This is a genomic window from Nocardia sp. NPDC051030 (genome assembly GCF_040683015.1).
In the GTDB taxonomy this organism is placed as follows: domain Bacteria; phylum Actinomycetota; class Actinomycetes; order Mycobacteriales; family Mycobacteriaceae; genus Nocardia.
On the sequence record NZ_JBFBCD010000007.1, the window covers coordinates 315,545 to 337,100 of the forward strand.

At 65.6% G+C, this 21,556-nt stretch carries 22 protein-coding genes; 11 read left to right on the top strand and 11 right to left on the bottom strand.

The features are described 5' to 3' along the window. Nucleotides 1–279 precede the first annotated feature (279 nt). Genes AB0N05_RS25140 through AB0N05_RS25155 form a run of 4 tightly spaced genes read left to right on the top strand, consistent with a single transcriptional unit; the run spans nucleotide 280 to nucleotide 4,205 of the window. Nucleotides 280–2,775 (top strand): nitrate- and nitrite sensing domain-containing protein, encoded by a 2,496-nt coding sequence (locus AB0N05_RS25140; RefSeq protein ID WP_364698283.1) that lies wholly within the window; start codon nucleotides 280–282, stop codon nucleotides 2,773–2,775. Further along, nucleotides 2,772–3,200, top strand: a complete 429-nt coding sequence (locus AB0N05_RS25145; protein WP_364698284.1) for a roadblock/LC7 domain-containing protein — start codon at nucleotides 2,772–2,774, stop codon at nucleotides 3,198–3,200. Before AB0N05_RS25140 ends, AB0N05_RS25145 begins: the two co-directional genes overlap by 4 nt. A 29-nt stretch (nucleotides 3,201–3,229) precedes the next feature. Beyond that, entirely contained in the window at nucleotides 3,230–3,625 is a 396-nt protein-coding gene (locus tag AB0N05_RS25150; protein WP_364698285.1) for a DUF742 domain-containing protein, read from the top strand. Between the two features lie 4 nt (nucleotides 3,626–3,629). Continuing rightward, nucleotides 3,630–4,205 carry an ATP/GTP-binding protein gene (locus AB0N05_RS25155; protein ID WP_364698286.1) on the top strand — a complete coding sequence of 192 codons (576 nt, stop codon included), beginning with the start codon at nucleotides 3,630–3,632 and terminating at the stop codon, nucleotides 4,203–4,205. Nucleotides 4,206–4,576: 371 nt separating this feature from the next. Here AB0N05_RS25155 and AB0N05_RS25160 read toward each other — a convergent pair whose 3' ends face one another. Then, complete coding sequence (locus tag AB0N05_RS25160) at nucleotides 4,577–4,861, bottom strand: hypothetical protein (RefSeq protein WP_364698287.1); 285 nt, start codon at nucleotides 4,859–4,861, stop codon at nucleotides 4,577–4,579. Nucleotides 4,862–5,368: 507 nt separating this feature from the next. On the opposite strand from AB0N05_RS25160, the gene AB0N05_RS25165 reads away from it, so the two are divergent. Then, entirely contained in the window at nucleotides 5,369–5,965 is a 597-nt protein-coding gene (locus tag AB0N05_RS25165; protein ID WP_364698288.1) for a DUF4254 domain-containing protein, read from the top strand. Nucleotides 5,966–6,076: 111 nt separating this feature from the next. On the opposite strand, the gene AB0N05_RS25170 is transcribed toward AB0N05_RS25165, so the two are convergent. From AB0N05_RS25170 to AB0N05_RS25180, 3 genes are read right to left on the bottom strand one after another with little or no spacing between them, the layout of a single operon-like run. Then, entirely contained in the window at nucleotides 6,077–6,424 is a 348-nt protein-coding gene (locus AB0N05_RS25170) for a hypothetical protein (RefSeq protein WP_364698289.1), read from the bottom strand. Continuing rightward, a complete protein-coding gene (locus tag AB0N05_RS25175) occupies nucleotides 6,425–7,573 on the bottom strand; it encodes an acyl-CoA desaturase (protein ID WP_364698290.1) in 1,149 nt (382 codons plus the stop codon). It abuts the gene before it with no gap. 12 nt (nucleotides 7,574–7,585) lie between these two features. Next, entirely contained in the window at nucleotides 7,586–8,647 is a 1,062-nt protein-coding gene (locus AB0N05_RS25180; RefSeq protein ID WP_364698291.1) for a ferredoxin reductase, read from the bottom strand. Between the two features lie 138 nt (nucleotides 8,648–8,785). Between AB0N05_RS25180 and AB0N05_RS25185 the strand changes: the two genes are divergently transcribed. Further along, nucleotides 8,786–9,394, top strand: coding sequence for a TetR family transcriptional regulator (locus AB0N05_RS25185; protein WP_364698292.1), 609 nt, complete (start codon nucleotides 8,786–8,788; stop codon nucleotides 9,392–9,394). Nucleotides 9,395–9,398: 4 nt separating this feature from the next. On the opposite strand, the gene AB0N05_RS25190 is transcribed toward AB0N05_RS25185, so the two are convergent. The 3 genes from AB0N05_RS25190 to AB0N05_RS25200 form a co-directional block, all read right to left on the bottom strand. Next, a complete protein-coding gene (locus tag AB0N05_RS25190) occupies nucleotides 9,399–10,748 on the bottom strand; it encodes an MFS transporter (protein WP_364698293.1) in 1,350 nt (449 codons plus the stop codon). A gap of 46 nt (nucleotides 10,749–10,794) precedes the next feature. Further along, nucleotides 10,795–11,745, bottom strand: coding sequence for a helix-turn-helix transcriptional regulator (locus AB0N05_RS25195; protein WP_364698294.1), 951 nt, complete (start codon nucleotides 11,743–11,745; stop codon nucleotides 10,795–10,797). Nucleotides 11,746–12,302: 557 nt separating this feature from the next. Further along, nucleotides 12,303–12,878, bottom strand: a complete 576-nt coding sequence (locus AB0N05_RS25200) for a hypothetical protein (RefSeq protein WP_364698295.1) — start codon at nucleotides 12,876–12,878, stop codon at nucleotides 12,303–12,305. Nucleotides 12,879–13,127: 249 nt separating this feature from the next. On the opposite strand from AB0N05_RS25200, the gene AB0N05_RS25205 reads away from it, so the two are divergent. From AB0N05_RS25205 to msrA, 5 genes are all read left to right on the top strand, one after another. After that, the gene (locus AB0N05_RS25205) at nucleotides 13,128–14,465 is read left to right on the top strand and encodes a hypothetical protein (RefSeq protein WP_364698296.1); all 1,338 of its coding nucleotides are present in this window, start codon (nucleotides 13,128–13,130) and stop codon (nucleotides 14,463–14,465) included. Next, a complete protein-coding gene (locus AB0N05_RS25210) occupies nucleotides 14,462–15,055 on the top strand; it encodes a GNAT family N-acetyltransferase (RefSeq protein WP_364698297.1) in 594 nt (197 codons plus the stop codon). The genes AB0N05_RS25205 and AB0N05_RS25210 overlap by 4 nt, the downstream gene beginning before the upstream one ends. Nucleotides 15,056–15,171: 116 nt before the next feature. Next, nucleotides 15,172–16,599: an MFS transporter gene (locus AB0N05_RS25215; protein WP_364698298.1), complete on the top strand. Its 1,428-nt coding sequence runs from the start codon at nucleotides 15,172–15,174 to the stop codon at nucleotides 16,597–16,599. Nucleotides 16,600–16,716: 117 nt separating this feature from the next. After that, complete coding sequence (gene msrB, locus AB0N05_RS25220) at nucleotides 16,717–17,172, top strand: peptide-methionine (R)-S-oxide reductase MsrB (protein ID WP_364698299.1); 456 nt, start codon at nucleotides 16,717–16,719, stop codon at nucleotides 17,170–17,172. After that, nucleotides 17,169–17,684 (top strand): peptide-methionine (S)-S-oxide reductase MsrA, encoded by a 516-nt coding sequence (gene msrA, locus AB0N05_RS25225; protein ID WP_364698300.1) that lies wholly within the window; start codon nucleotides 17,169–17,171, stop codon nucleotides 17,682–17,684. The genes msrB and msrA overlap by 4 nt, the downstream gene beginning before the upstream one ends. A gap of 74 nt (nucleotides 17,685–17,758) precedes the next feature. Here the strand turns inward: msrA and AB0N05_RS25230 are convergent, their stop codons facing one another. The 4 genes from AB0N05_RS25230 to AB0N05_RS25245 all read right to left on the bottom strand — a co-directional run bounded on the left by AB0N05_RS25230 (nucleotide 17,759) and on the right by AB0N05_RS25245 (nucleotide 21,555). Beyond that, entirely contained in the window at nucleotides 17,759–18,190 is a 432-nt protein-coding gene (locus AB0N05_RS25230; RefSeq protein ID WP_364698301.1) for a DUF4189 domain-containing protein, read from the bottom strand. Between the two features lie 148 nt (nucleotides 18,191–18,338). Continuing rightward, nucleotides 18,339–18,932, bottom strand: a complete 594-nt coding sequence (locus tag AB0N05_RS25235; protein ID WP_364698302.1) for a VOC family protein — start codon at nucleotides 18,930–18,932, stop codon at nucleotides 18,339–18,341. Further along, nucleotides 18,932–20,959, bottom strand: coding sequence for an NADPH-dependent 2,4-dienoyl-CoA reductase (locus tag AB0N05_RS25240; RefSeq protein ID WP_364698303.1), 2,028 nt, complete (start codon nucleotides 20,957–20,959; stop codon nucleotides 18,932–18,934). Before AB0N05_RS25240 ends, AB0N05_RS25235 begins: the two co-directional genes overlap by 1 nt. Then, entirely contained in the window at nucleotides 20,956–21,555 is a 600-nt protein-coding gene (locus AB0N05_RS25245; protein ID WP_364698304.1) for a PadR family transcriptional regulator, read from the bottom strand. The genes AB0N05_RS25240 and AB0N05_RS25245 overlap by 4 nt, the downstream gene beginning before the upstream one ends. Nucleotide 21,556: the final 1 nt, after the last annotated feature.

Sequence of the window (21,556 nt, forward strand, 5' to 3'; positions counted from 1 at the left end):
TCGGCCGCCGCCGGAACAGCAGTGAGCCGTTGTTCATCCCATTGTTTCCCCTAGGACGCGAAGATCACATCTCCTTCTCATGGAATGTGACCACATTTGTAATAGCGCACACGGCAAGGAGTTCCGCACGCCACAGTGTCCGGTTTCGAATTGCGGGAGTCGGCGTCGTGTGCGAAGTTGCTGACCATTGCCCGTGTGCTCGGCGTCGGTCGGGACTAAAACCGACTACCAGGAGCGACCGTGAATTTACGTCCGGCTGAATTGTTGCCGCGAAGTAACATGAAGCTCACGGCCGCAACCGAATTCATCCGGCCCCGCACCATTCGCGCCCGGCTGCGACGCATCCTCATCGTCTCGGTGGCCCTGGTGCTCGCGCTGCTGACGGTCATCATCGTCAGGGAGACCAACGGGTATCGGCAGACCGGAGACACCGCAGGCGCGGTGAATCTCGCCCTGGCCGTCCAGGATCTGGTGCACGAGGTGCAGCGCGAGCGCGGCCTCACCAACGGCCTGCTCGGCGGCGACGGCTCACTGCGCCAGCCCGTCACCGATCAGCGCGCCGCCACCGACTTCGCCCTGCAAGCGCTGAATCAGGCATTGTCGCGGCAGGCCCCCGGTACCGATCAGGTCCGCTCGGCGCTGAACCAGTTCGCCGGAGTCAGCGCCAATCGCAGCGATGTGGACGCCCGCCGCGTGGACCGCTCGACGTCGTTCCAGTTCTATACCGGCGCGATCACCGCCCTGAACCAGACCCGGCCCGGCCTGGACCACGCGCAGGATTCCGAGCTGTGGCGCGGATTGCAGGCGCTCTACGCGCTCGGTGACGTCAAGGAAGCCACCGGGCAGGAGCGCGGCTTCCTCAATGGCGTATTCGCCGCGGGCGCTTTCGGTTCCGGCGAATACGTGCAGTTCCTCGATATTCGTGCCGCCAAGCAGGCCGCCACCGCCGCCTTCGAACGCGATGCCACTGCCGAGCAGCGCGCCCAGCTCTACACCGCCATGCGCACCGACCAGTCGATGCGGGCGGCCCAATCGGAGTCGGTGGCGATGGACTCGATCCGCGGACCTGTGCTGGAACCGGTGAACCCCGCCGAATGGTGGCAGCAGATGACCTCGGTCATCGATTCCGAACGCACCGTGCAGCGGACGATCGGTGCACAGATCCACCATCGCGCGGACGAATTGCGCAAGGCCGCCGCGCTGGTGCTCGGCGTCTATGTCCTGGCCGCACTGCTCGCCGTGGCCGCCCAGGTGTCACTGGTGATCGCCAGCGTGCGCGCCATCGTGCGGCCGCTGGCCGACCTGGCCGAGGAGGCCCACGCGGTCGCCGAGGAGCGGCTGCCGCAACTCATCGCCGCCTGGCACGACAGCGACGGCGTCGAACCCGCCCCGCCCGAACCGGTCCGGGCCGATGCGAGCGCCGGACAGGAGATCGTCTCGGTGGCGCACGCCCTCGACCGCGTCCAGACCACTGCCTTCGACCTCGCCTCCGCACAGGCTCGACTGCGCCGCAACACCACCGAGTCCATGGCCAACCTGGCTCGGCGCAATCAGAACCTCGTGCGCCGCCAGCTCGGCCTGATCAGCGAATTCGAGCGCGAGGAACTCGATCCCAGCGCGCTGTCCAATCTGTTCGAACTCGACCACCTGGCCACCCGCATGCGGCGCAATGCCGAGAGCCTGCTGGTGCTGGTCGGTGAGACGAGCCCGCGGCGCTGGTCCACACCCATTCCGCTGAGCGATGTGATCCGCGCGGGCCTGTCCGAAGTGGACGACTACCGCCGCGTGGTGCTCCGCCGGGTCGACGAGGCCGCCATTGCCGGGGCCCACGTCAGCGAGCTCGCGCATATGCTGGCCGAGCTCATCGAGAACGGATTGTCCTTCTCCCCACCGGATCTGGAAGTGGAGATCTACGGCCGCAAGATGGGCCGCAGGTACATGGTCGCCATTGTCGACCACGGCGTGGGCATGCCCCCCGATCAACTCGGCACCGCCAATGCCCGCCTGCGCGGTGAGGCCGACTTCCTGGTCGCCCCGACCCGATTCCTCGGACACTTCGTGGTCGGCCGCCTGGCCAAACGACTCGGCATCGAGGTCGAGCTCACCGTCGCCCCCACCAGCGGCGTGGTGGCCCGGCTGCTGCTCCCCGAGGAACTGCTCGGCGATCCGGCCGCACCCATGCCACAGCTGCCAGACAGTGCCAAACACGGTGCGGCAAGCCAGCTTCCGGGCACGGACGGCCCATCCGACGATATGGCCGAACCCACCGCCGGACGCCATTCCGCGCACCTCACCCAGACGCCCCGGGCCGCGAGCTCGAGCGGAATCACGAACGCCAAGGTCATCGAGCAGCCCGAAGGCTCACGGGGCGGTGCATCGGCCCGACCGGGCATCGCACCCCAGAACGCCCGGCCGATCAAGCTCGTCCCGCTGCCGGAAGCACCCAACGGTTCCCATCCCGCAGCACCCAACGGTTCCCACCCCGCCGCACCCAACGGTTCTCGTCTCGCCGCACCGAATGGTGCGGAAGCCGAACCCACCGCGCAACGCACGCGAAACGGTCTCGTCAAGCGCACCCGCAAGACTCACGAGAATGCGGGCGTCGCGCCGGGCGGCGTCCCACAGCCCAGCACGGCCGCCCGCCCCGCCCCGCCCGCCGAACGCTCACCCGATGCGGTGCGCGGCCTGCTCACCGGGTTCCGCGCCGGGCATCAACGGGGCGAACGCGGGGAACCGCGACACCCCGGATCGATTGCACAGGAGGACAACAGGTGACGACCCACTACACCGACACCGATCCGCACACCTTCAACTGGCTGCTGGCCGATTTCGTACGCACCACCGACGGTGTGCGCGATGCGGTGGCGGTGTCCTCCGACGGCCTGCTCATGGCCAAGTCCGAAGGGCTGGACCGGACCGGGGCCGACCGGCTCGCGGCCATGGTGTCCGGACTCACGAGCCTCGGCCGCAGCGCTTCGCGCAGTTACGATTTCGACGGCCTGCGCCTGATCATGATCGAGATGGGCCGGGGCTTCCTGCTGGTCTCCGCCATGGCCAATGGCAGCTGCATCGGCGTCATCGCGGGCAATGACGCCGATGTCGGCCTGGTCGGCTATCAGATGGCGGTCCTGGCCGAGCGCGCCGGCGCACTGCTCACCCCGACGCTGATCACCGAATTGCGAGAGTCGTTGAGCCGATGAATGATTCGCATAGGCTGCCGGATCCGCGCATGATAGCGCTACCCCGGCCGCACCGCTGGGCCGCGAACGATGTAGCCCAATCCGCACCGCCCGCAGCGGAATTCGAGGAGGAGGTGGTCCGGCCGTTCATGATGACCTCGGGTCGAACCACCCCCGTGGTGGACGGCCTGCGCATCGAAACCCTGGTCCGCGCCACGCCCGCCGCCCTGTCCGCGCCGCTGCGATTCGAACTCGAGCGTGTGGTGCGGCTGTGCCAGAGCCCGCTCTCGATCGCCGAAATCGGTGCCACCCTGCGGGTTCCGATCGGCGTCGCCCGGGTACTGGTCAGCGATCTGCTCAGCGCCGGCCACGTCGCGGTGAGCCAGGTCGATGACCTGTCCACCACCTCACTCGAAAGGATCCGGGATCTTGTTCGGGCACTCTGAACCCATGGCCCCCGCGCCCCTGGCCTCCTCGGTGAAGATCGTGATCAGTGGCGGATTCGGCGTCGGCAAGACCACCTTCATCGGAGCCATCTCCGAAATCGAACCCCTCGCGACCGAAGCCGCCATGACCGAGGTGTCGGTGGGCGTCGACCATCCCGGCCTGGCCACCGGTAAGACCACCACCACCGTCGCCCTGGATTTCGGCCGCATCACCCTGGATAAAAGCCTGGTGCTCTACCTGTTCGGTACGCCCGGGCAGGAACGGTTCGAATTCCTGTGGGACGACCTGCTGGACGGCGCGCTCGGCGGCATCGTGCTGCTGGACACCTCACGGGTCGAGGACTGCTATCCGGTGCTCGACTTCTTCGAACAGCGCGGCACGCCATTCGTGGTGGCGGTCAACCGATTCGACAGCGGGCCCGGCTTCGAACTCGACGAGGTGCGCGAGGCGCTCGACCTGCACGCGGGCGTGCACCTCATGGAATGCGATGCGCGCGACCGGGAATCGGTGAAGCAGGTGCTGGTGGAGCTGCTGGAGCAGATTCTGCGGGCACGGCGCGCCCCGGCGCTGGTCAGCTGAGGCCGGTCCGTGACCAGCGGCCGAAACCCTCGAGACCCAAAACCGCCCCGGGTGCGTACACCCGGAGCGGTTGCCCGAAAACCCTTCGTATCAGCTGGTTTTAGCGGCCGCCGAAAGAGCCGGTGAAGAGGGTGTTGAGAATACCGCTGAACGCAGCGCTACCGGTGTTGAACAGGCCGTTGAGCGCAGCAGAACCAGTATCGATGATAACCGGGATCATGTTTCAACCTCTCTAGTGGATGACATCGACGATCAGGATTTCCGATCGGCGACGTGACCCACCTTGCCGAGACTCCCTTACAGAGTCCTGGCCCGTTGCTGAGAGGTTGCTGAATTACCTTCATGACACCGGACACATGCATAGCGGCCCGCTATGGCTGTGGCGGCACGTTTCCCTCTGCGGAGTAGAGGCTCACTTCGCCGTCCTCCCCCAGGAACGCATTGACCAGCATCGTTCCGCTGGAACGCAATTCCTCGACGCTCGGCGCGGCGGTGGTCACGGAAATCTGCGGCACCGCAGCCCAGTTCACGACGTACCGTTCGGGCGGGCCACCGTCGTCGGAGAGGTGAGCCAGCCGGAACACCGACACCCTGCGGCGAACAATCAGGGTGCGCACGACTTCCGCGATTCGCTCGGGGTCTTCCAGAGCGAACATGAAACCGAAGCCTAGCTCCGGCGAAGAAGCATATGCGGGCACGAATACCGAGGCTAACGGACTACGCCCGGCATTTCCCCCGGGCACGCCGCACGGGTAGCTGTTGATAAGCCTCGGTAACCGCTTTGGGCAGGGAGTCGGTGGTCCGGCGCGCGCGAGGGCCGGGCCGCGCCGTCCCATACGGCGGCCGCACAGATGTCGATCCGCCACCAAAAGCCGCGCCCACGTAACCGAGCTGTAATGGTGTATAACGATTTTCCGGCAGCTTCGCCGATCAAGCGCCGGATGGTTGCGCCCGTCCGACTATCGCGCTTTCCTGAATATGTCCCGCATCAACGGACAGTCTTCTCATCGCATCGTCGCGAATTTCCCGGTTTCTTCACCGCGCCGCCGGTGATGAGCTGTGCGTTCCGGGGTGCGGGGCTGCGCCGGAGCCGAGGGGAGCCCCTCCCCGAAACCCCCTCGGCCCTGGCGCATCCACAACAGAAACTTCCAAGGGTGGGAAACATGACAGTCGACTACACCGAACAGGGTTTCGGGGTCGAGCTCCCATCGCCATCAACGCTACTGCGCGCTTTCCGGGAGCCCGTCACCGCCGAACGTCGCGACCGCGACGTACTCGAATCCGCCCACGAACTGGTGCTGTGCCACGAAGGCAGGCACCGGGCGCAGGAGGCGGCACACGCCGCCGAGGCCACCCCGGACCGGGTGGCCGAATGCAGCCGCGTGGTCGAGGACATCGACGAACGACGCACGGATCTGGTGGGCCGCATCGACGACTGGGTGGCGGTGAACATCCCGCACCGCACCGGGGCCTCCCTGCATACCGAGACCCTCGGCGCGGTCATCGACCGGATGGCGGCGAAATGGGTTGCCGCACAACAGGCTTTGGGCGTGAGCACACCTGTTGCGCGGGCTTCGAAAGGCTCCGACGGACGAGCTCGGCGACACACCACGCTGCACCGGGTGAGCGAAGACCGCCCACACCGGGGCGTGGATAGCGAGGCGCACTTACAGTGGTATCGCCTCGCCGAACTCGCCGACGGGTATAAGGATCTGATCACCGACGTAGCGCAGCATCGACGCCGCCTACCCGTGTGGTGAGAAGCCGCTGACGCGGAGTCCCGCTGACGCGGGGTCTTGGGGCTGCGCCCCAAACCCCCTGAGCGATCGGGGGGTCTTGGGGGCTGCGCCCCCAGACCCCTCAACCCTTGATCAGGACTGACGCGGATAGACGACTTCGGCGTCGATGACATCCGCACCGTCGACTCGCGGCGGCTCGACTACCGGCTTCGAGGCCGGATCAGCCTGCGCGCCAGCGGTTTCCGGCTCATCGAAGTCGTCGAAATCGTCGGCGTCCGCGGCGCGTTGCGCGCGGGCATCCTGTTCGGCGGCGGCCGCCGCTTCACGCATTTCGATGGCGTCGGTGATCCAGTCGCCGATCTCCCGGGTCACCTCGGCGACCGTTCCGGTGATGATCGTTGCGATATTGCCGACGTGCCGCGCTCCGGACGACGTCAGTTCCTGGATCAGATCCTTATTGCTTTCGAATTTTCCGATCATCTACACGCCCACTTCGCTAGCCTGCCCCCGGCGCATCACGATAACACCGCTGGGTTGCGAATTCCCCGTGAGGAACGGGGGTACGGCCAGCTTGAAGAGCTTCGCCCAGACCGAGCCGATCTGCTTGCCGAAGCTGCCCGTGTTGTAGGGCAGGCCGTGCTTCTCGCACAGGGCCTTCACCTCGGGGGCGATCTCCGGGTAGCGGTTGGCGGGCAGGTCCGGGAACAGGTGGTGCTCGATCTGGTGGGACAGGTTTCCGGACATGATGTGGAACAGCCGGTCACCGTCGATATTCGCCGAGCCCAGCATCTGCCGCACGTACCACTCACCCTGGGTCTCCTCGGCGGTTTCCTCTTGGGTGAACGTCTGTACGCCCGTCGGGAAGTGCCCGCAGAAGATGATGGAGAAGGTCCAGATGTTCCGCACGATATTGGCGGTGAAGTTGGCGCTCAGGGTGGACAGGAACAGCGGGCCGGTCAGCGCCGGGAAGATCACGTAGTCCTTGAGGACCTGCTTACCGGCCTTGTTCCACTGCCCCTTGAGCAGCGCCTTCACATCCGACCACTTGCGCTTGCCCCGGACGATGTTCTCCACCTCCAGGTCGTGGCCCATCACGCCCCACTCGAAGGCCAGCATGAGGAAGAACGCGTACACCGGGTTGCCCAGGCGCAGCGGGTTCCAGGCCTGCGCCTCGTCCACACGCAGGATGCCGTAGCCGATATCGCGGTCCATGCCGTGGATATTGGTGAAGGTGTGGTGCATGTAGTTGTGCGAGTGCCGCCACTGATCGGCCGGGCAGACCGTATCCCATTCGAACTCACGGGAATTCAGGTCCGGCTCACGCATCCAGTCGTACTGGCCGTGCATGACATTGTGGCCGATCTCCATATTGTCGAGAATCTTCGACACGCTCAGCGCGGCCACGCTCGCCAGCCAGAACGGCGGCAGGAAGCCCAGGTACGCCAGACCGCGCCCGGCGACCTCGAAACCGCGCTGCGCCTTGATGATCGAGTAGATGTATTCGCGGTCGCGCTCGCCCAGATCGTCGGTGATCCGGGCGCGCAGCGCATCGAGCTCGCGGCCGATCTCCTCGACCTGTTCGACGCTCAGCACGAGCGGGCCGTCGGGTGTTTCGGTGAGAATTGCCATGATGACTCCTGGTCAGATCGCGATGTCGACGTCGCCGACAGGGGCATTGATGCAGAGCTGGATGGACTGGTCCGGATCGGCGTCCAGTTCGCCGGTGCGCAGATTGCGGGTGCAGCCGCTGCGCTTGACGGCCGTGCAGGAGAAGCAGATCCCCATGCGGCAGCCGTAATCCGGGGTGAGACCGGCGGATTCGGCCTGCTCGAGCAGGCTCGCGCCGGTGTTGGCGGTGGTGATGACGCTGCCGGAGAAGGTCACGTCGCCTTCGACGGTGGCCGGATCGGCGGGCGCGGCGGTGAGGGTGAACTCCTCCATGTGCAGTCGTTCACTGAGTTGTTCAGCCTCATAGACGGTGCGGACCGCCTTCATCAGGCCGCCCGGGCCGCACAGGTAGGTGTGGGCCGAGGAGAACCAGGGGGCCAGTCGTTCCAGCTCGTCATAGCTGAAGCTCGGGTCCCGCTGTAGTTCCGGATAACGGAATTCGACCTGGATATTGCTGTGCTGCATGGCGATCGCCTCCAGTTCGGCGCGATGCGGCACCCATTCCGGAGATCGGTTGTAATGCAGGAACAGCACGCGCCCCCGGTGGCCCTCATTGGCCAGGGTGCGCAGCATGGACAGCACCGGCGTAATGCCGCTGCCGCCGCTGATCAGGACCAGCTTGTCCGGGCGCTGTTCGGGCAGGTGGAAGACGCCCGAGGCGGGCGCGAGATCCACCGTCATGCCCGGGATGGCTTCCTCGTGCAGGTAATTCGAGACCAGGCCGCCCGGGTGTGCCTTGATCGTGAGCTCGATATGCCGGTCCCGCCGGCCCTGCGCATTCACCGGTGAATAGCAGCGGGTCTGTCGCACACCGTCGATGACCACGCCGACCTGCACGTACTGCCCGGCCTGATGCCCGGCCCACTTGCGATTGGGCCGCAGCGTGAGCGTCACCGAGCCGACCGCGCTGCGTCGCACGTGTGTGATCTCGGCGCGCATATCGCGCAGGGTGAGGGTCGGGTGGACCAGTTCCAGATACCGGTCCAGCGGGTGCGGGGTGGTCAGTGTTTGCACGAGGTCGATGAGTCCAACCATGCGGGCCTCCATTTCGGTGCACATCTGTACACTGAGCTAGTCTGCCGTGTGGAGGCATCCCAGTTCAACCGGCAGCTCGTGTGACCCACACGACATATCTCGATTGGAACGAATGTGAACGCATGTATGCTCATCGACGTGAGCGAGCAGGCAGCAACCCGAGTCGAGCGCAAGGAACGCACCCGCTCCGCGCTCCTGGACGGCACCCTCTCCATGGCCGCGGACCGCGGGTTCGCCGCCCTGAGCCTGCGTGAGATCGCCCGCTCGGCCGGCATCGTGCCTACCGCCTTCTACCGGCACTTTTCCTCACTCGACGAACTCGGTACCAGCCTGGTCGAGGAGGGCGTGCGCCAATTGCGCTTGGCGCTACGGGAAATGCGCCGCACACCCAATGCCAAGCTCGGCGATACCGTGCGCTTCGTCTTCGAGCAGGTGGACGGCAAACGCGATCTGTGGGGATTCCTGATTCGGGAACGCCACGGCGGGTCGGCCGCAATGCGCGGGGCCATTTCGGTCGAAATGCAGCTCATTGTGCGGGAATTGGTGGTGGACCTTTCCCGGGTGCGCGCCCTGGACGACTGGTCGACCGATGATCTGGAGCTCGCGGCCGACCTCATCGTGTCGACCGTGGCGGACCGGATCGCGGACTATCTGGTCATCGATGCCCGTGAACCCGCGCGGATCATCGAACGCGCGGTGCTCCAGGTGCGATTGATCGCCCTCGGCATGGGGACCTGGAAGCCCTGACGAATTACGGTGTGGCCCTTGGGGTTTTCACCGGAAGCAAGGCGAGCAGGCCCGCGATCAATACCAGCAGGATGCCGACTATGCCCGCGCGATCGGCGTCGAAGGCCCAGACGAAGAAGCCGAAAAGCATAGGGGCCAAGAAGGATACGGCGCGCCCCGTGGTGGCGTAGAGGCCGAACAGCTGGCCCTCGCGACCGGGTGGAGCCACCCTTGTCAGGAATGAGCGGGCCGAGGATTGGGCCGGGCCGACGAATATGGTCAGCAACAGGCCGAAGATCCAGAACATGAGCGGGCCCGAGACCACCAGCAAGAACAGACCGGCCACAATCATGGCGACCAGCGAGCCGACGATCACGGCCTTGGGACCGATCCGATCGTCCAGGCGGCCGCCCGCCAGAGCGCCCAGTGCCGCAAACACATTCGCGGCGATACCGAACAGCAGCACATCGGAGTCGGCGATGCCGTACACACGCACGGCCAGGATCGCACCGAAGGTGAACACACCCGCCAGTCCATCGCGGAAGATGGCGCTCGCGATGAGGAATCCGACGGTGCGGCGATCCTCTTGCCACAACTCGCGCACATCGCGCCACAGCACCCGGTAGGCATTGCCGATCGCGCGGAACACGCCTCGCTCCCGCACCGAAATCGCCGCTCCCGGATCGGCATCGGTGTGCGGCACCTCCGGCACATACAGGAACAGCGGAATCGCGAAGGCCGCGAACCAGACCGCCGCCAGCACCGCGACCAGGCGAATATTCAAGCCGTCGTCGATCGGCACGCCGAGCAGGCCGCGATAGTCACCCTTCCCGGAGATGAAGCCGAAGTAGCAGGTCAGCAGCAGGATAATGCCGCCGAAATAGCCCATGGACCAACCGAATCCGGAAACCCGGCCCACGGTGGCGGGCGTGGACACCTGGCGCAGCATGGCGTTGTACGGAACATGCGCCAGCTCGAAGGTCGTCGAACCCAGTGCCAGCAGCAACAATCCGAACCACAGATAGTGGTAGTCCTTGCGCACGAAGAACATGCTCGCCATGAGCAGCACAGTGATGGCGGTCAGAATGCCCAGGGACAGTTTGCGTTTCGCGGAGGCGTCGAACCACTGCCCGCTCACCGGGGCGGTCACGGCCACCGCCAGCCCGGCCAGCCCGAGCGCCCAGCCCAGCCAGGCGCTCGGCGACACCCCGCCCGGCAGATGTTCACCCACCTTGTCGGTGAGATACACCGAGAACACGAAGGTGAGGATCACGGCATTGAATGCCGAAGCACCGCAATCCCAGGAACCCCACGCCCATACCGGCCCGCGTCCGGTGGCCTGTCCGATCGTCGCCTGTCCCGGCACCTCGGTCATGCTGCGCAGACTAGGCGAATAATCCCGGCCGGGCCGGGTGAAACGCTCAGGCCGGAATCCCGCCGTGATCTCGCTCGTAATGCTCCTGCCACGGGGCCTGGCGTTCCTCCTCGGACATAGCGAGCAACCGCCGCAGGCGCGCCCAGGCATCCTCGTCCGCCGGTGTCCAAATCTGCACCCACGCACCGGCGATGGACGGCATCGACATCGAGGTCATCACCATCTCCAGATCGCCGACCGCGAGTTGCCGAATGCGCCGGAGCCGGCCGACCGGGATGGCGACATCATTGCGCGCCCACATGGTCGCGAACTCCGGACTCTTCGCACACAGATCATCGATGAACACGGTCCAGTCCGGATTCTGTAGATGCTTCACGTACGCCGCCCGCAGATAGCCGACCATCCGGGCCAAATGCTCGGCCTCCGCGGAGGCATACGGATTGCAGCATGCCGGGGTGAGGAACACCTTGCGCAGGACATTGCGGTCCTCGGACAGGAAGCCGGGGCACATGGCGGCATAGGCGTCGTTGTGCGCCAGGATGTCGTAACGGGCGGTCATCACCACACCCGGCAGCGGGTGCAGATGATCGAGAATCACCTGCAACTCCCCCGGAACCGGCCCGTCCAGCTGCGCCGTCGGGACGGTCGGCACATTCGCCAGCTGATACAGGTGCGCCCGTTCCGCGCCGTCCAGGCACAGGGCCCGCGCGATCGCATCCAGCACCTGCACACTCACATTGATGTCGCGGCCCTGCTCCAGCCACGTGTACCAGGTGACACCGACCCCGGCCAGCTGCGCCACTTCCTCGCGCCGCAGCCCCGGCGTCCGCCGCCGAGTACCCGGGACCAGGCCCATATCCTCGGGACTGATCCGCGCCCGCCGCGTCTTCAGGAACGCCGACAGCTCTTCGCGCTTGGCCTTTCGCAAGGAGCGGGCCTCCGCCCGTACCGCGGGACCGCTCTCGGCCTTGACATCGCTGATGCGTACCACGTTCACGTCCCCCATCGTCTCCCCATTCGCGCACCGTATCCAGGTGGTGCCAATACCAGAATAAGCAGGCTCCTGTTACCAGGATCAGCCCGTACGTGGGTTGCTACCGTCACCGCGCCGTTGAACACGACACACACCGCCAGGACCGGAACCGTAAGCCACCACGAGTCCAAGAACCAGCCGACCACGCACGCCGCCAGCGCGTACCCGGAACGGTGGGTGACTCGGGTCAACGCGCGACCGGTACGGCCGCAGTCGTCGTTGAACGCATCCAGAACGTTCACGCGCCCCCACTCGGACCCAGGTCCTCAAATCAACAGCCATCACAAAGATTCCTCATCAGGTGTAGATGAGGGAGTGGCCCCAATCCGTCTCCGGTGGACTGGGACCCATTCCCCCGTGGGATGCGGAAACCCCCGGCACGGTTGCGGTTAGCCGAGGGTCCATCGCGAAATGCGTTGTGGAACAACGCCATCGATTTGTCCTGAATCGCTACGTCGATCAACCACCCCCTCTCGAGGTCCCGCGCATCGGAATGGCTCCAGGGGGCCGGTCCGCCCTGCCTACGCGCCGTCCGCACGGGCGGGCGGGAGGTCTCGAAGGGGCGGCATCATGCGCCGGGCGTAGGTCTCTTCTGGGGTCACGGTAATCACGTCGAACTGCTGCACGAGCGTCCCCGGTATCTCCGCGCCCTCGAAATGCTCGGGACTGGGGACAATGACCGCCTCGGCGTCCAAACGGGTCGCTTGCGCCTTCAAACGCGCCAATGGCGGCCGACCGAATCGGGGATCGTAGATCACCATGTCGGCGAAGTCGTAGCCCAAACGAGTTGCGAGCTTGCGGATTTGGCTCTGATCCCATAACTGCGCCGCACCGGACACGTCGGTCCGAAGGTATCCCAAACACGTTGGCTTGTAACGCATTACAGCCCCTCTGTCCTCGTGTCCGTCAAGTGCGATGTGTCCGTGAATTTCGAGGTAGAACCCCGAGTAGTCATCTGATTCGTCACCGTGGCTCTGGAGTTCAAACACGCCGCCCGGGAACTGGAACAACCGTGTACGCGGCGCGGGCTCTTCCGCCTGGTCCGGCGGATCGATGCACCCGAGCGCGAGCCTCTCGACCGTGGGAGTGGGTTCCATGGCGGGGTTGCCTCTCTTGCTTGCCTTGCGGTTCAAGAGCACCCGTGCCGAGCAGCCAGAGAAACCGGACGGTTTCAAGTTCTGGGGTCAGTCCGAACGGCCAACCCTGTAAATGGGTGTTCTGCCTCGGCCCGGGGCTGATCTGAGCCTGCGCGCAACGATCGGGGAACTTCCAGAGAAGAAAGCGGAAGAATGGGGGTAGTTTCGCGCCGCCCGTACCGTCCCCAACCGAGGGCCCCGGAGGACCCAATGGTCGATATCGAATGGACACCCGACGAACTCGAAGCCCTTCGTGCAGCGCTGCGCATGAACAAAGTCGAGTTCTGCAAGCGAATCGGGGTCACCGCGCGCGCCCATCGGGACTGGCTGACCGGACAGACCCAGAACATGCGTGAGGCCAACCGCCGACAGCTGTTCGAAGTTCTCGCCGATGCCGAGCCCGAGCAACGAGCACGGTTCTGGGAACTGGTTCGCAAGGGGACACCTGCCCCGGGCATCGATGGGCAAGCCGCAGAAGGTGTTGCCAGCGAAACAGATTCCGGCGGTAGCAGGCTCGGTCTGTATTCCTGGGAAGTCGACGAGGACGACGTGAGAAGAAGAGACTTTGGTAAGGCGGCGTTGGCAGGTGCGTCGATCGTGCTGTTGGGGACGAAACCCGGGCAGCTCGGTATGTCCGATGTGACCCGGTTGCGCGAGGGGGTCGTGGCGCTGGAATCGGAGGATCAGCGTCTCGGTGGTGGGCGTCTGGTGGATTTCGCGGTAACGGAATTGGCCAAGGCCAAGCACTGGCGCGAGATCGGCACCTATGACACCGCCGTCGGCGACGCATTCACCATCGCCACAGGGGAATTGGCGGTCATGGCCGGATGGCTGGCCTACGACGCCGACCGGCAGTCACTCGCACGACGCTGCTACGCCGATGCCATGGCCCTCGGATGCGAGGCCAACGACCCCGGCCTCATCGCACGTACCTGCCTGATTGGCGGCGGACAATTGCTCGGGCTCGCGCGGGGCGGCAAGGCCCGCCCGCAGGTCGCACTGAAACTCGCGACCCGCGCCCGAGACCTCATGCGCGGCACGCCGCCCGGTCGAATTCACGCGCTCATCGCCGTACGCGAAGCCCAGGCGTACGGACTGCTGTGCGAGCGTTCGGCATTCGAGCGTGCCATCGCCACCGCATGGCGTGAGATGGATCAGGCGTCCAATTTCGAGCCGCTCGACGAGTGCCCGCGCTGGCTCTGGGCCGTCACCCCGGCCGAGATCGCCGCCCACGAGGCGCGGGGCCGCGCCGAATTCGAGCAGTACGACCGCGCGATTGCACTGTTCGACTCTGTCGCCGACGTCGAACGCTTTCCGCGAAACGTGATCAACATCGCCGCCTGGCGAGCCGTCATCCGGGCGCGGGCGGGCGATCTTCGCGAAGCTGTCGCCGAGGCCGTGCCCGTCCTCGACACACTGACCGGTCTGACGTCGATTCGCACGCTGCGTAACCTGGAACCCATCCGTGCGTCCGTCGATCAAAACCCTGTCGGCGGCGAGTTTTCCGACAAGTTCGACGCCCTCCTGACGAAAGCAACCACAGCATGACTACCCTGCCCGTCGGCCTGGAATTCGAGCACTACGACAAGGCACAGGCTCGCGACCTGCGCAACGTCGTCGAACAGATCTACCGTCGGTCATACGTCGAGGCGATCGCATCCGGCGACACGTTCGACGACCCCGAGTCATTCATGGCCAGGTTCGATGCCTACACCAACCCAGCCCAATCAGCCCGGCTCGAGCTGGTTATCGCGCGAATCGATGGCGAACCAGTCGGACAGACTTGGGGCTGGCCACTTCGCCCCAACGCCGCGTGGTGGGGAAATCTCGAACTCGACGATCCAGATGCCGACCGCGCCGAGTTCATCACCGAAACCGGTAGTCGCACATTCGCACTCAGCGAACTCATGGTGTGCGCCGAGTACCAAAACCACGGAATCGCGCGGGCACTTCACGATGACCTGCTCGCGGGCCGCCCGGAGGAACGGGCGACATTGCTTGTCGAGCCGGACAACTCGCGCGCCTATACGAAATATCTCAAGTGGGGCTGGCATCGAATCGGCACTCTGCGCCCGCGATGGCCCGAGGCCCCGCGCCTTGACGTCCTGATTCGCGACCTCGGGGCGGCCCTGGAATAGAACGTCGGTTCACGTTCCCCATCGTCGCGCCGATCGCGCACCGTATCCAGGTGGTGCCAGTACCAGAATAAGCAGGCTCCTGTTACCAGGATCGGCCCCGGCGCAGGCTCATTCACATGTCTCAGAGCCTGACCCAAGCGCCATCAGTGGCGGCTCCCCCAGCCGCTCCTTCCAGTCCCCGTCGTCCACTGGCCATTCTGGCCGTCATCCTGCTCGGCCAGTTCATGGCCGTGCTGGATGCCTCCATCGTCAATGTCGCCATCCCGTCGATCCGGACCTCCTTGCACGCCTCGGGTTCCGGGCTCCAATTGATCGTCTCCGGATATGTGATCGCCTACGCCGTGCTGCTGGTCACCGGCGCGCGGCTGGGTGATCGATTCGGACAGCGGAATATGTTCGTCGCCGGGCTGATCGGGTTCACGGTGGCCTCGCTGGCCTGCGGGCTGGCCTGGAATACGGGGACGCTCATCGTCTTCCGCTTCCTTCAGGGTGTCGGATCGGCGGCCATGGTGCCGCAGGTCATGACGCTGATTCAGCGCACCTTCACCGGAACCACACGGGCGCGGGCACTTTCGGCCTATGCGGCGGTGATCTCCGGCGGCATGGTGATCGGGCAGATCGTCGGCGGGCTCATTGTCAGCGCCGATCTGGGCGGAACCACCTGGCGTGGAGTGTTTCTCGTGAATGTGCCGATCGGCTTGGCCTTGCTGGCCGTCGCACCGCAGATCCTGCCCGTCACCGTGCGCAATGACCGCAAGCTGGATCTCGCGGGCCTGGCCGTGCTGACTCCGGCGGTCCTGCTGCTGGTCGTGCCCTTGGTGCTCGGCCATGAACAGGATTGGCCGGTGTGGACCTGGCTCGCATTGGCCGGTGCCGTAGCGGGATTCGCGGGCTTCGCCCTGGTGGAGCGCTGGGTGCATCGTCGGGGCGGCGAGCCGCTCTTCGCCGATCGCGTACTCCGCGCTCCCGGCCTGATCCTCACCGCCGCAACACTGTTCACCGTCATGTGCACCTTCAGCGGCTGGCTGTTCGTCATGGCCATCCACCTGCAGGGCACCCTCGGCTACAGCGCGTTGCACGCCGGACTCATGTTCCTGCCCAATGGCGCGACTTTCGCACTGGCGAGCCTGAACTGGAGCCGCATCCCGGCCCGCTTCCACGCCGTCATGATTCCGCTCGGCCTGGTGCTGGCGGCCTCGACCATGGTCATCATGGGGGTGCTGCTGCGCGACGGCCGCGGTATGGGTCCGGTGGAACTGATCGTCTTCGGCATCATGGGCATCGGATTCGGTCTGTCCTTCAGCCCGCTCATGGCCCGCACCACCAGCAAGATCCCCCTGGCATTGGCCGCCGATGCCAGCGGCATCCTGGTGACCAATGTCCAGCTCGGCGTCGTGGTGGGCATCGCGACCTTCGGCTCGGTCTTCCTCAGCCTCGCCGGAAGCAGTGTCCTGTCCGCCGCCCACGCGGTCGGCATCACCGCCATTGCCGAGGGGGTGACCGTCCTGGCCGCGGCCGCCCTCGCGGCGCGTGCCGCCCGGTGACACGCGGATAGCAGGGTGACATCCTGGGTAAAGGTGACCGAAGTATGACGCCCGGCCGAGTGGGGATTTTCCCGCCCGGCCGGGCGTTGAACGGATAGCCATCACGAGGAGGTCAAAGTGGCCAAGGAGTACATCCGGAACCCGGCGGCGCTCGATGCGCTGTCGCCCGAGCAGTACCAAGTCACCCAGAAGAACGGCACCGAGCGCGCGTTCACGGGCGAGTACTGGGACAACCACGAGCCCGGCATCTACGTCGACGTGGTGTCCGGCGAACCACTGTTCGCCTCGACGGACAAGTTCGACAGCGGATCCGGCTGGCCGAGCTTCACCAAGCCGATCGACAAGACCAATGTGGTCGAGAAGCGCGACCTCAGCCATTTGATGGTCCGCACCGAGGTCCGCTCCCTGCACGGTGACAGCCACCTGGGCCACGTCTTCCCCGACGGCCCGCGTGCCGAGGGCGGCCTCCGCTACTGCATCAACTCCGCATCCCTGCGCTTCATCCCCCTCGACGAACTCGAGGCGGAAGGCTACGGCGAGTACCAGACCCTGTTCACCAAGGAGGAAGCGTGACCGACACCCGTAAAGCCATCCTGGCCGGCGGATGTTTCTGGGGCATGGAAGACCTGATCCGCAAGCAGCCCGGCGTCCTCTCGACCCGGGTCGGCTACACCGGCGGCCAGAACGACCACCCCACCTACCGCAACCATCCGGGTCACGCAGAAGCCGTGGAAATCGTCTACGACCCGGCCGTCACCGACTACCGGGCCCTCCTGGAATTCCTCTTCCAAATCCACGATCCGACCACCAAGGACCGCCAGGGCAACGACATCGGCTCCTCCTACCGCTCCGCCATCTTCTACCTCGATGACGACCAGAAGCGCGTGGCCCTCGACACCATCGCCGACGTCGACGCCTCCGGCATCTGGCCCGGCAAGGTGGTCACCGAGGTAACCCCGTCCAGCACCTTCTGGGAAGCCGAGCCGGAGCACCAGGACTACCTCCAGCGCTACCCCAACGGCTACACCTGCCACTTCCCCCGCCCCAACTGGAAGCTCCCCAAGCGCCAAACCGCCACCCAGTAACCCGGTGAACATGTAAAGCACTGTGCCCCCGCTGCCTTCGGGCAGCGGGGGCACAGTGCTACGCAGCGCCTAGGTCAGCCCGCGTTGGAGGTGCACTGAGAGCCGACGATGTGCGCCGAGCTCGGCTTGGAGCTGCCGAAGCTCACCAGGAGCGGGTTCGGGTCGGGACCGGTGGCGGCGAGGGCATTGCGCTCGGCCGCGGCCTTGGTGGAGGCGATGGCATACCACACGTCATCGCCGCGGGCGGCGAGGGCGGCGCAGCCGTTCGACCAGCTCACCGAGGTGGCGCAGAACGAGTAGCCGCACTCGTCCAGCGCGCTCCGTTCGGCCCGGGCCTGGTCCGGCGCGTCCCAGGCGACGCCGACCTGCCAGGCATCCCCGAGATCGGCCATGGCGAACGACCCGTACAGGTCGCCCGCGGCGTTGGCGGTACCCATTCCGCCGGTGAACAGTGCTGCCGCAGCACAGACGGCCACTCCCAGAGCAGCCTTACGCGACAGTGACATAGACATTCTCCCCAATAATGAAGCAACGTACCGAGATCGGTACCTCGAGATCATGACAGGGGGGTACGACATTGCCAACTGCGAGTATCAGAAGATCTGCGACCTAAACGTGATTTCGCTCTCCACCAATGGATTCGACGGATGACCGTCAGGCTTTGGGCTTCGGCTCCATGAAGGCGATTCCCCAATTCAGGTGACCGCGCCAGACACTGGCGATCCGGCCACCCTGGACGGCCGGTTTGGGGTCGCCGAGAGGGCCGCCCGCGGCGCGTACGGCCGCGACGGCGGCATCCAGGTCGGGAGTCAGGAAGGCGACGCCGACCAGGGCCGGATCGAGACCGGAGCCGACCACTTCGATGAAGGGTTCACCGACGCGATAGAAAGCCATTTCCGGGCCTTCGGGGCCGCGCGGGAAGAATCGGCGGCGGGGTGGGATGCCCAGTACAGCATCCAGATTGGTGACCGCCGCATCGAGTTCGGGAACCCAGTAGACGACGTGGTCGACAATCGTGACCCCATTGGGGTGCGCCGCCAATTCCTGGGTATTGCCCTCGGCGGTCGAATCGAGGTAGGGCACGCCGAGTTCGTCCGGGGCGGCCTGGATTTCATCGAACCCCCAGGCGGCCGCGCCGAGCGTGCACTCGACGTGGCCGATCCGGAAGCCGCCGTCGGTAACGGTGAAACCCAGTGCCGCCCAGGACTGCTCGTCTCCGGGCAGTCCCAGGCGGGTGAGGTTCGGCATTACAGGGCCGCCGCCAGCCGGGTGCCCTGGTTGATGGCGCGCTTGGCGTCGAGTTCGGCGGCCAGGTCGGCTCCGCCGATAATGTGTAGTTCGACGCCCGCGGCCTTCAATGGCTCTTCCAGGTCGCGGACGGATTCCTGTCCGGCACAGAGGATCACATTGTCGCATTCGATGATCTGCGGGCGCTGCCGCTTCTCGCCGAAGCTGATGTGCAGGCCGCGGTCGTCGATGCGCTCGTAGTTGACGCCGCCGATCTGCTCCACACCCTTGGCCTTGACGGCGGCGCGGTGCACCCAGCCCGACGTCTTGCCCAGATCCTTACCGAACGAGGACGACTTGCGTTGCAGCAGGACGACTTCGCGGGCGGCCGGGGAAGGCTTGGGTGCGGTGAGGAAACCACGCATGTCGGGATCGTCGGAGACGCCCCACTCTTCCTTCCACTCGTCGAGCTTCAGGCTGGGATGCCCTTCGACGGTGAGGAATTCGCTCACATCGAAGCCGATACCGCCCGCGCCGATGACCGCGACCTTCTTGCCGACCGGCTTGCCCTCGCGCACCAGTTCGGAATAGGTGAGCACCTTGGGGTGGTCGATGCCGGGGATGTTCGGGATGCGCGGCTTCACGCCGGTGGCCAGGATGACCTCGTCGTAGCGGCCCTCGATGAGCTGCTGCGCGGTGGCCCGGGTGCCCAGATGTAGTCGGACGCCGGTGACTTCGATCTGCCGCGTGTAGTAGCGGATGGTCTCGCTGAACTCTTCCTTGCCGGGGATGCGGCGGGCGATATCGAACTGGCCGCCGATCTTGTCATCGGCCTCGTACAGGTCGACGTGGTGACCGCGCTGCGCCAGGCTCACCGCGGCGGACAGTCCGGCCGGTCCCGCGCCCACGACCGCGAACCTGCGGGTGCGCCGGGTCGGCAGCAGTTGCAGGTCGGTCTCGTGACCCGCGCGCGGATTCAGCAGGCAGGACACGGTTTTCGCCTGGAAGGCATGGTCGAGGCAGGCCTGGTTGCAGGCGATGCAGGTATTGATCTCATCGACGCGGGCTTCCTGCGCCTTGCGCGTCCAGTCCGGGTCGGCCAGCAGCGGGCGGGCCAGGGAGATCAGGTCGGCGTCCTCGCGGGTGAGAATCTCCTCCGCGGTCTCCGGCATATTGATGCGGTTCGACGCGCACACCGGAATGCTCACCACGTCTTTGACTTTCGCGGTCCATTCCACGAACGCCGCGCGCGGGACCGAGGTGACGATGGTGGGCACCCGCGCCTCATGCCAGCCGATATCGGTATTGATGATGGTGGCCCCGGCGGCCTCCACATCCTTGGCGACAGCCGCGATCTCGTCCCAGGTCTGCCCGTTCTCCACGAAATCGGCCATGGACAAACGGAATACGATGATGAAGTCCGGGCCGACCGCCTTGCGCACGCGCTTCACGATCTCGCTCGCGATGCGACGGCGATTCTCGGCGGTGCCGCCCCACTTGTCCTTGCGCTTATTGGTACGCGGCGCCAGGAACTGGTTGATGAAATAGCCTTCACCACCCATGATCTCGACGCCGTCGTACCCGGCGAACTTGGCGAGATAGGCGCAGCGGGCGTAATCGTCGATGGTGGATTCGACACCCTTGCTCGACAGCGCGCGCGGCCGGAAGGGGTTGATGGGGGCCTTGATCGAGGACGCCGACACACTGCCGGGCACATAGGAATAGCGGCCCGCGTGCAGGATCTGCAAGGCGATCTTGCCGCCCTCGGCATGCACCGCCTTGGTGATGGCGCGATGCCGGAACGCCTCGGTCTTATTGGTCAGCTTCGCACCGAACGGCAGCAGCCAGCCAACGCGATTGGGGGCGTAACCGCCGGTGATGATGAGACCCACACCGCCGCGGGCACGTTCGGCGAAGTACGCCGCGAGCCGGTTGGTATGCCAGGCCCGGTCCTCGAGGCCGGTGTGCATGGAACCCATGACCACGCGATTGCGCAGTGTGGTGAATCCCAGGTCCAGAGGTTCGAAGAGATGCGGGAATGCGCTCATCGCTGAGTGCCTTTCGGGTCGGACGCCGGCGACTGGGCTGAGCCGCCTTCGGATTGTGCGGTGTCACGAGTCAGGGCTGCGATCACTTCATCGCACCAATCGAGGAATCCCTCCTCGATACGGATGCCCCCGCGCAGGACGAGGTATTGGTGGAGTTTCCGGCCGGAGAGCTGATCCGGTGCGGGATAGTCCTTCTTCTCGAAGGTCCGATACAGATCCAGCCGATAGGCGTGCTGATCCCGATGCCGCTGCACGTCGGCGGCCAGCGCGGGAACATCGCCCAGGGAGGCGGCCCGCAGCTTCACGCCGAGCTCATTGCGCATCGGCCCGACATCGCTGGGCTCGGCGATCCACCGAGTGAGCTCCCCCCGCCCGGCGTCGCTGACCGTATAGACCTTCTTATCGGGCCGTCCCTCTTGCAGCACGGCCTCGGCGGTCACCCACCCCTGCTCTTCCATACGCTTGAGCACGCGATAGATCTGCTGGTGGGTAGCGTTCCAGAAGAACCCGATCGACTTGTCGAACCGCCGGGCAAGGTCATACCCCGAACTTGCGCGTTCGGTCAGCGATACCAGCAACGCATGCTCCAGGGCCATG

What these genes read in the sequence shown, in the direction of transcription:
- AB0N05_RS25235 (WP_364698302.1), bottom strand. Translation starts at nt 18,932, where the DNA reads ATGCCGAACCTCACCCGCCTGGGACTGCCCGGAGACGAGCAGTCCTGG.
- AB0N05_RS25170 (WP_364698289.1), bottom strand. Translation starts at nt 6,424, where the DNA reads ATGATCGGAAAATTCGAAAGCAATAAGGATCTGATCCAGGAACTGACG.
- AB0N05_RS25200 (WP_364698295.1), bottom strand. Translation starts at nt 12,878, where the DNA reads ATGGAACCCACTCCCACGGTCGAGAGGCTCGCGCTCGGGTGCATCGAT.
- AB0N05_RS25155 (WP_364698286.1), top strand. Translation starts at nt 3,630, where the DNA reads ATGGCCCCCGCGCCCCTGGCCTCCTCGGTGAAGATCGTGATCAGTGGC.
- AB0N05_RS25175 (WP_364698290.1), bottom strand. Translation starts at nt 7,573, where the DNA reads ATGGCAATTCTCACCGAAACACCCGACGGCCCGCTCGTGCTGAGCGTC.
- AB0N05_RS25165 (WP_364698288.1), top strand. Translation starts at nt 5,369, where the DNA reads ATGACAGTCGACTACACCGAACAGGGTTTCGGGGTCGAGCTCCCATCG.
- AB0N05_RS25230 (WP_364698301.1), bottom strand. Translation starts at nt 18,190, where the DNA reads ATGTCACTGTCGCGTAAGGCTGCTCTGGGAGTGGCCGTCTGTGCTGCG.
- AB0N05_RS25160 (WP_364698287.1), bottom strand. Translation starts at nt 4,861, where the DNA reads ATGTTCGCTCTGGAAGACCCCGAGCGAATCGCGGAAGTCGTGCGCACC.
- AB0N05_RS25210 (WP_364698297.1), top strand. Translation starts at nt 14,462, where the DNA reads ATGACTACCCTGCCCGTCGGCCTGGAATTCGAGCACTACGACAAGGCA.
- AB0N05_RS25190 (WP_364698293.1), bottom strand. Translation starts at nt 10,748, where the DNA reads ATGACCGAGGTGCCGGGACAGGCGACGATCGGACAGGCCACCGGACGC.
- AB0N05_RS25180 (WP_364698291.1), bottom strand. Translation starts at nt 8,647, where the DNA reads ATGGTTGGACTCATCGACCTCGTGCAAACACTGACCACCCCGCACCCG.
- AB0N05_RS25240 (WP_364698303.1), bottom strand. Translation starts at nt 20,959, where the DNA reads ATGAGCGCATTCCCGCATCTCTTCGAACCTCTGGACCTGGGATTCACC.
- AB0N05_RS25245 (WP_364698304.1), bottom strand. Translation starts at nt 21,555, where the DNA reads ATGGCCCTGGAGCATGCGTTGCTGGTATCGCTGACCGAACGCGCAAGT.
- AB0N05_RS25205 (WP_364698296.1), top strand. Translation starts at nt 13,128, where the DNA reads ATGGTCGATATCGAATGGACACCCGACGAACTCGAAGCCCTTCGTGCA.
- AB0N05_RS25215 (WP_364698298.1), top strand. Translation starts at nt 15,172, where the DNA reads ATGTCTCAGAGCCTGACCCAAGCGCCATCAGTGGCGGCTCCCCCAGCC.
- AB0N05_RS25150 (WP_364698285.1), top strand. Translation starts at nt 3,230, where the DNA reads ATGATAGCGCTACCCCGGCCGCACCGCTGGGCCGCGAACGATGTAGCC.
- AB0N05_RS25140 (WP_364698283.1), top strand. Translation starts at nt 280, where the DNA reads ATGAAGCTCACGGCCGCAACCGAATTCATCCGGCCCCGCACCATTCGC.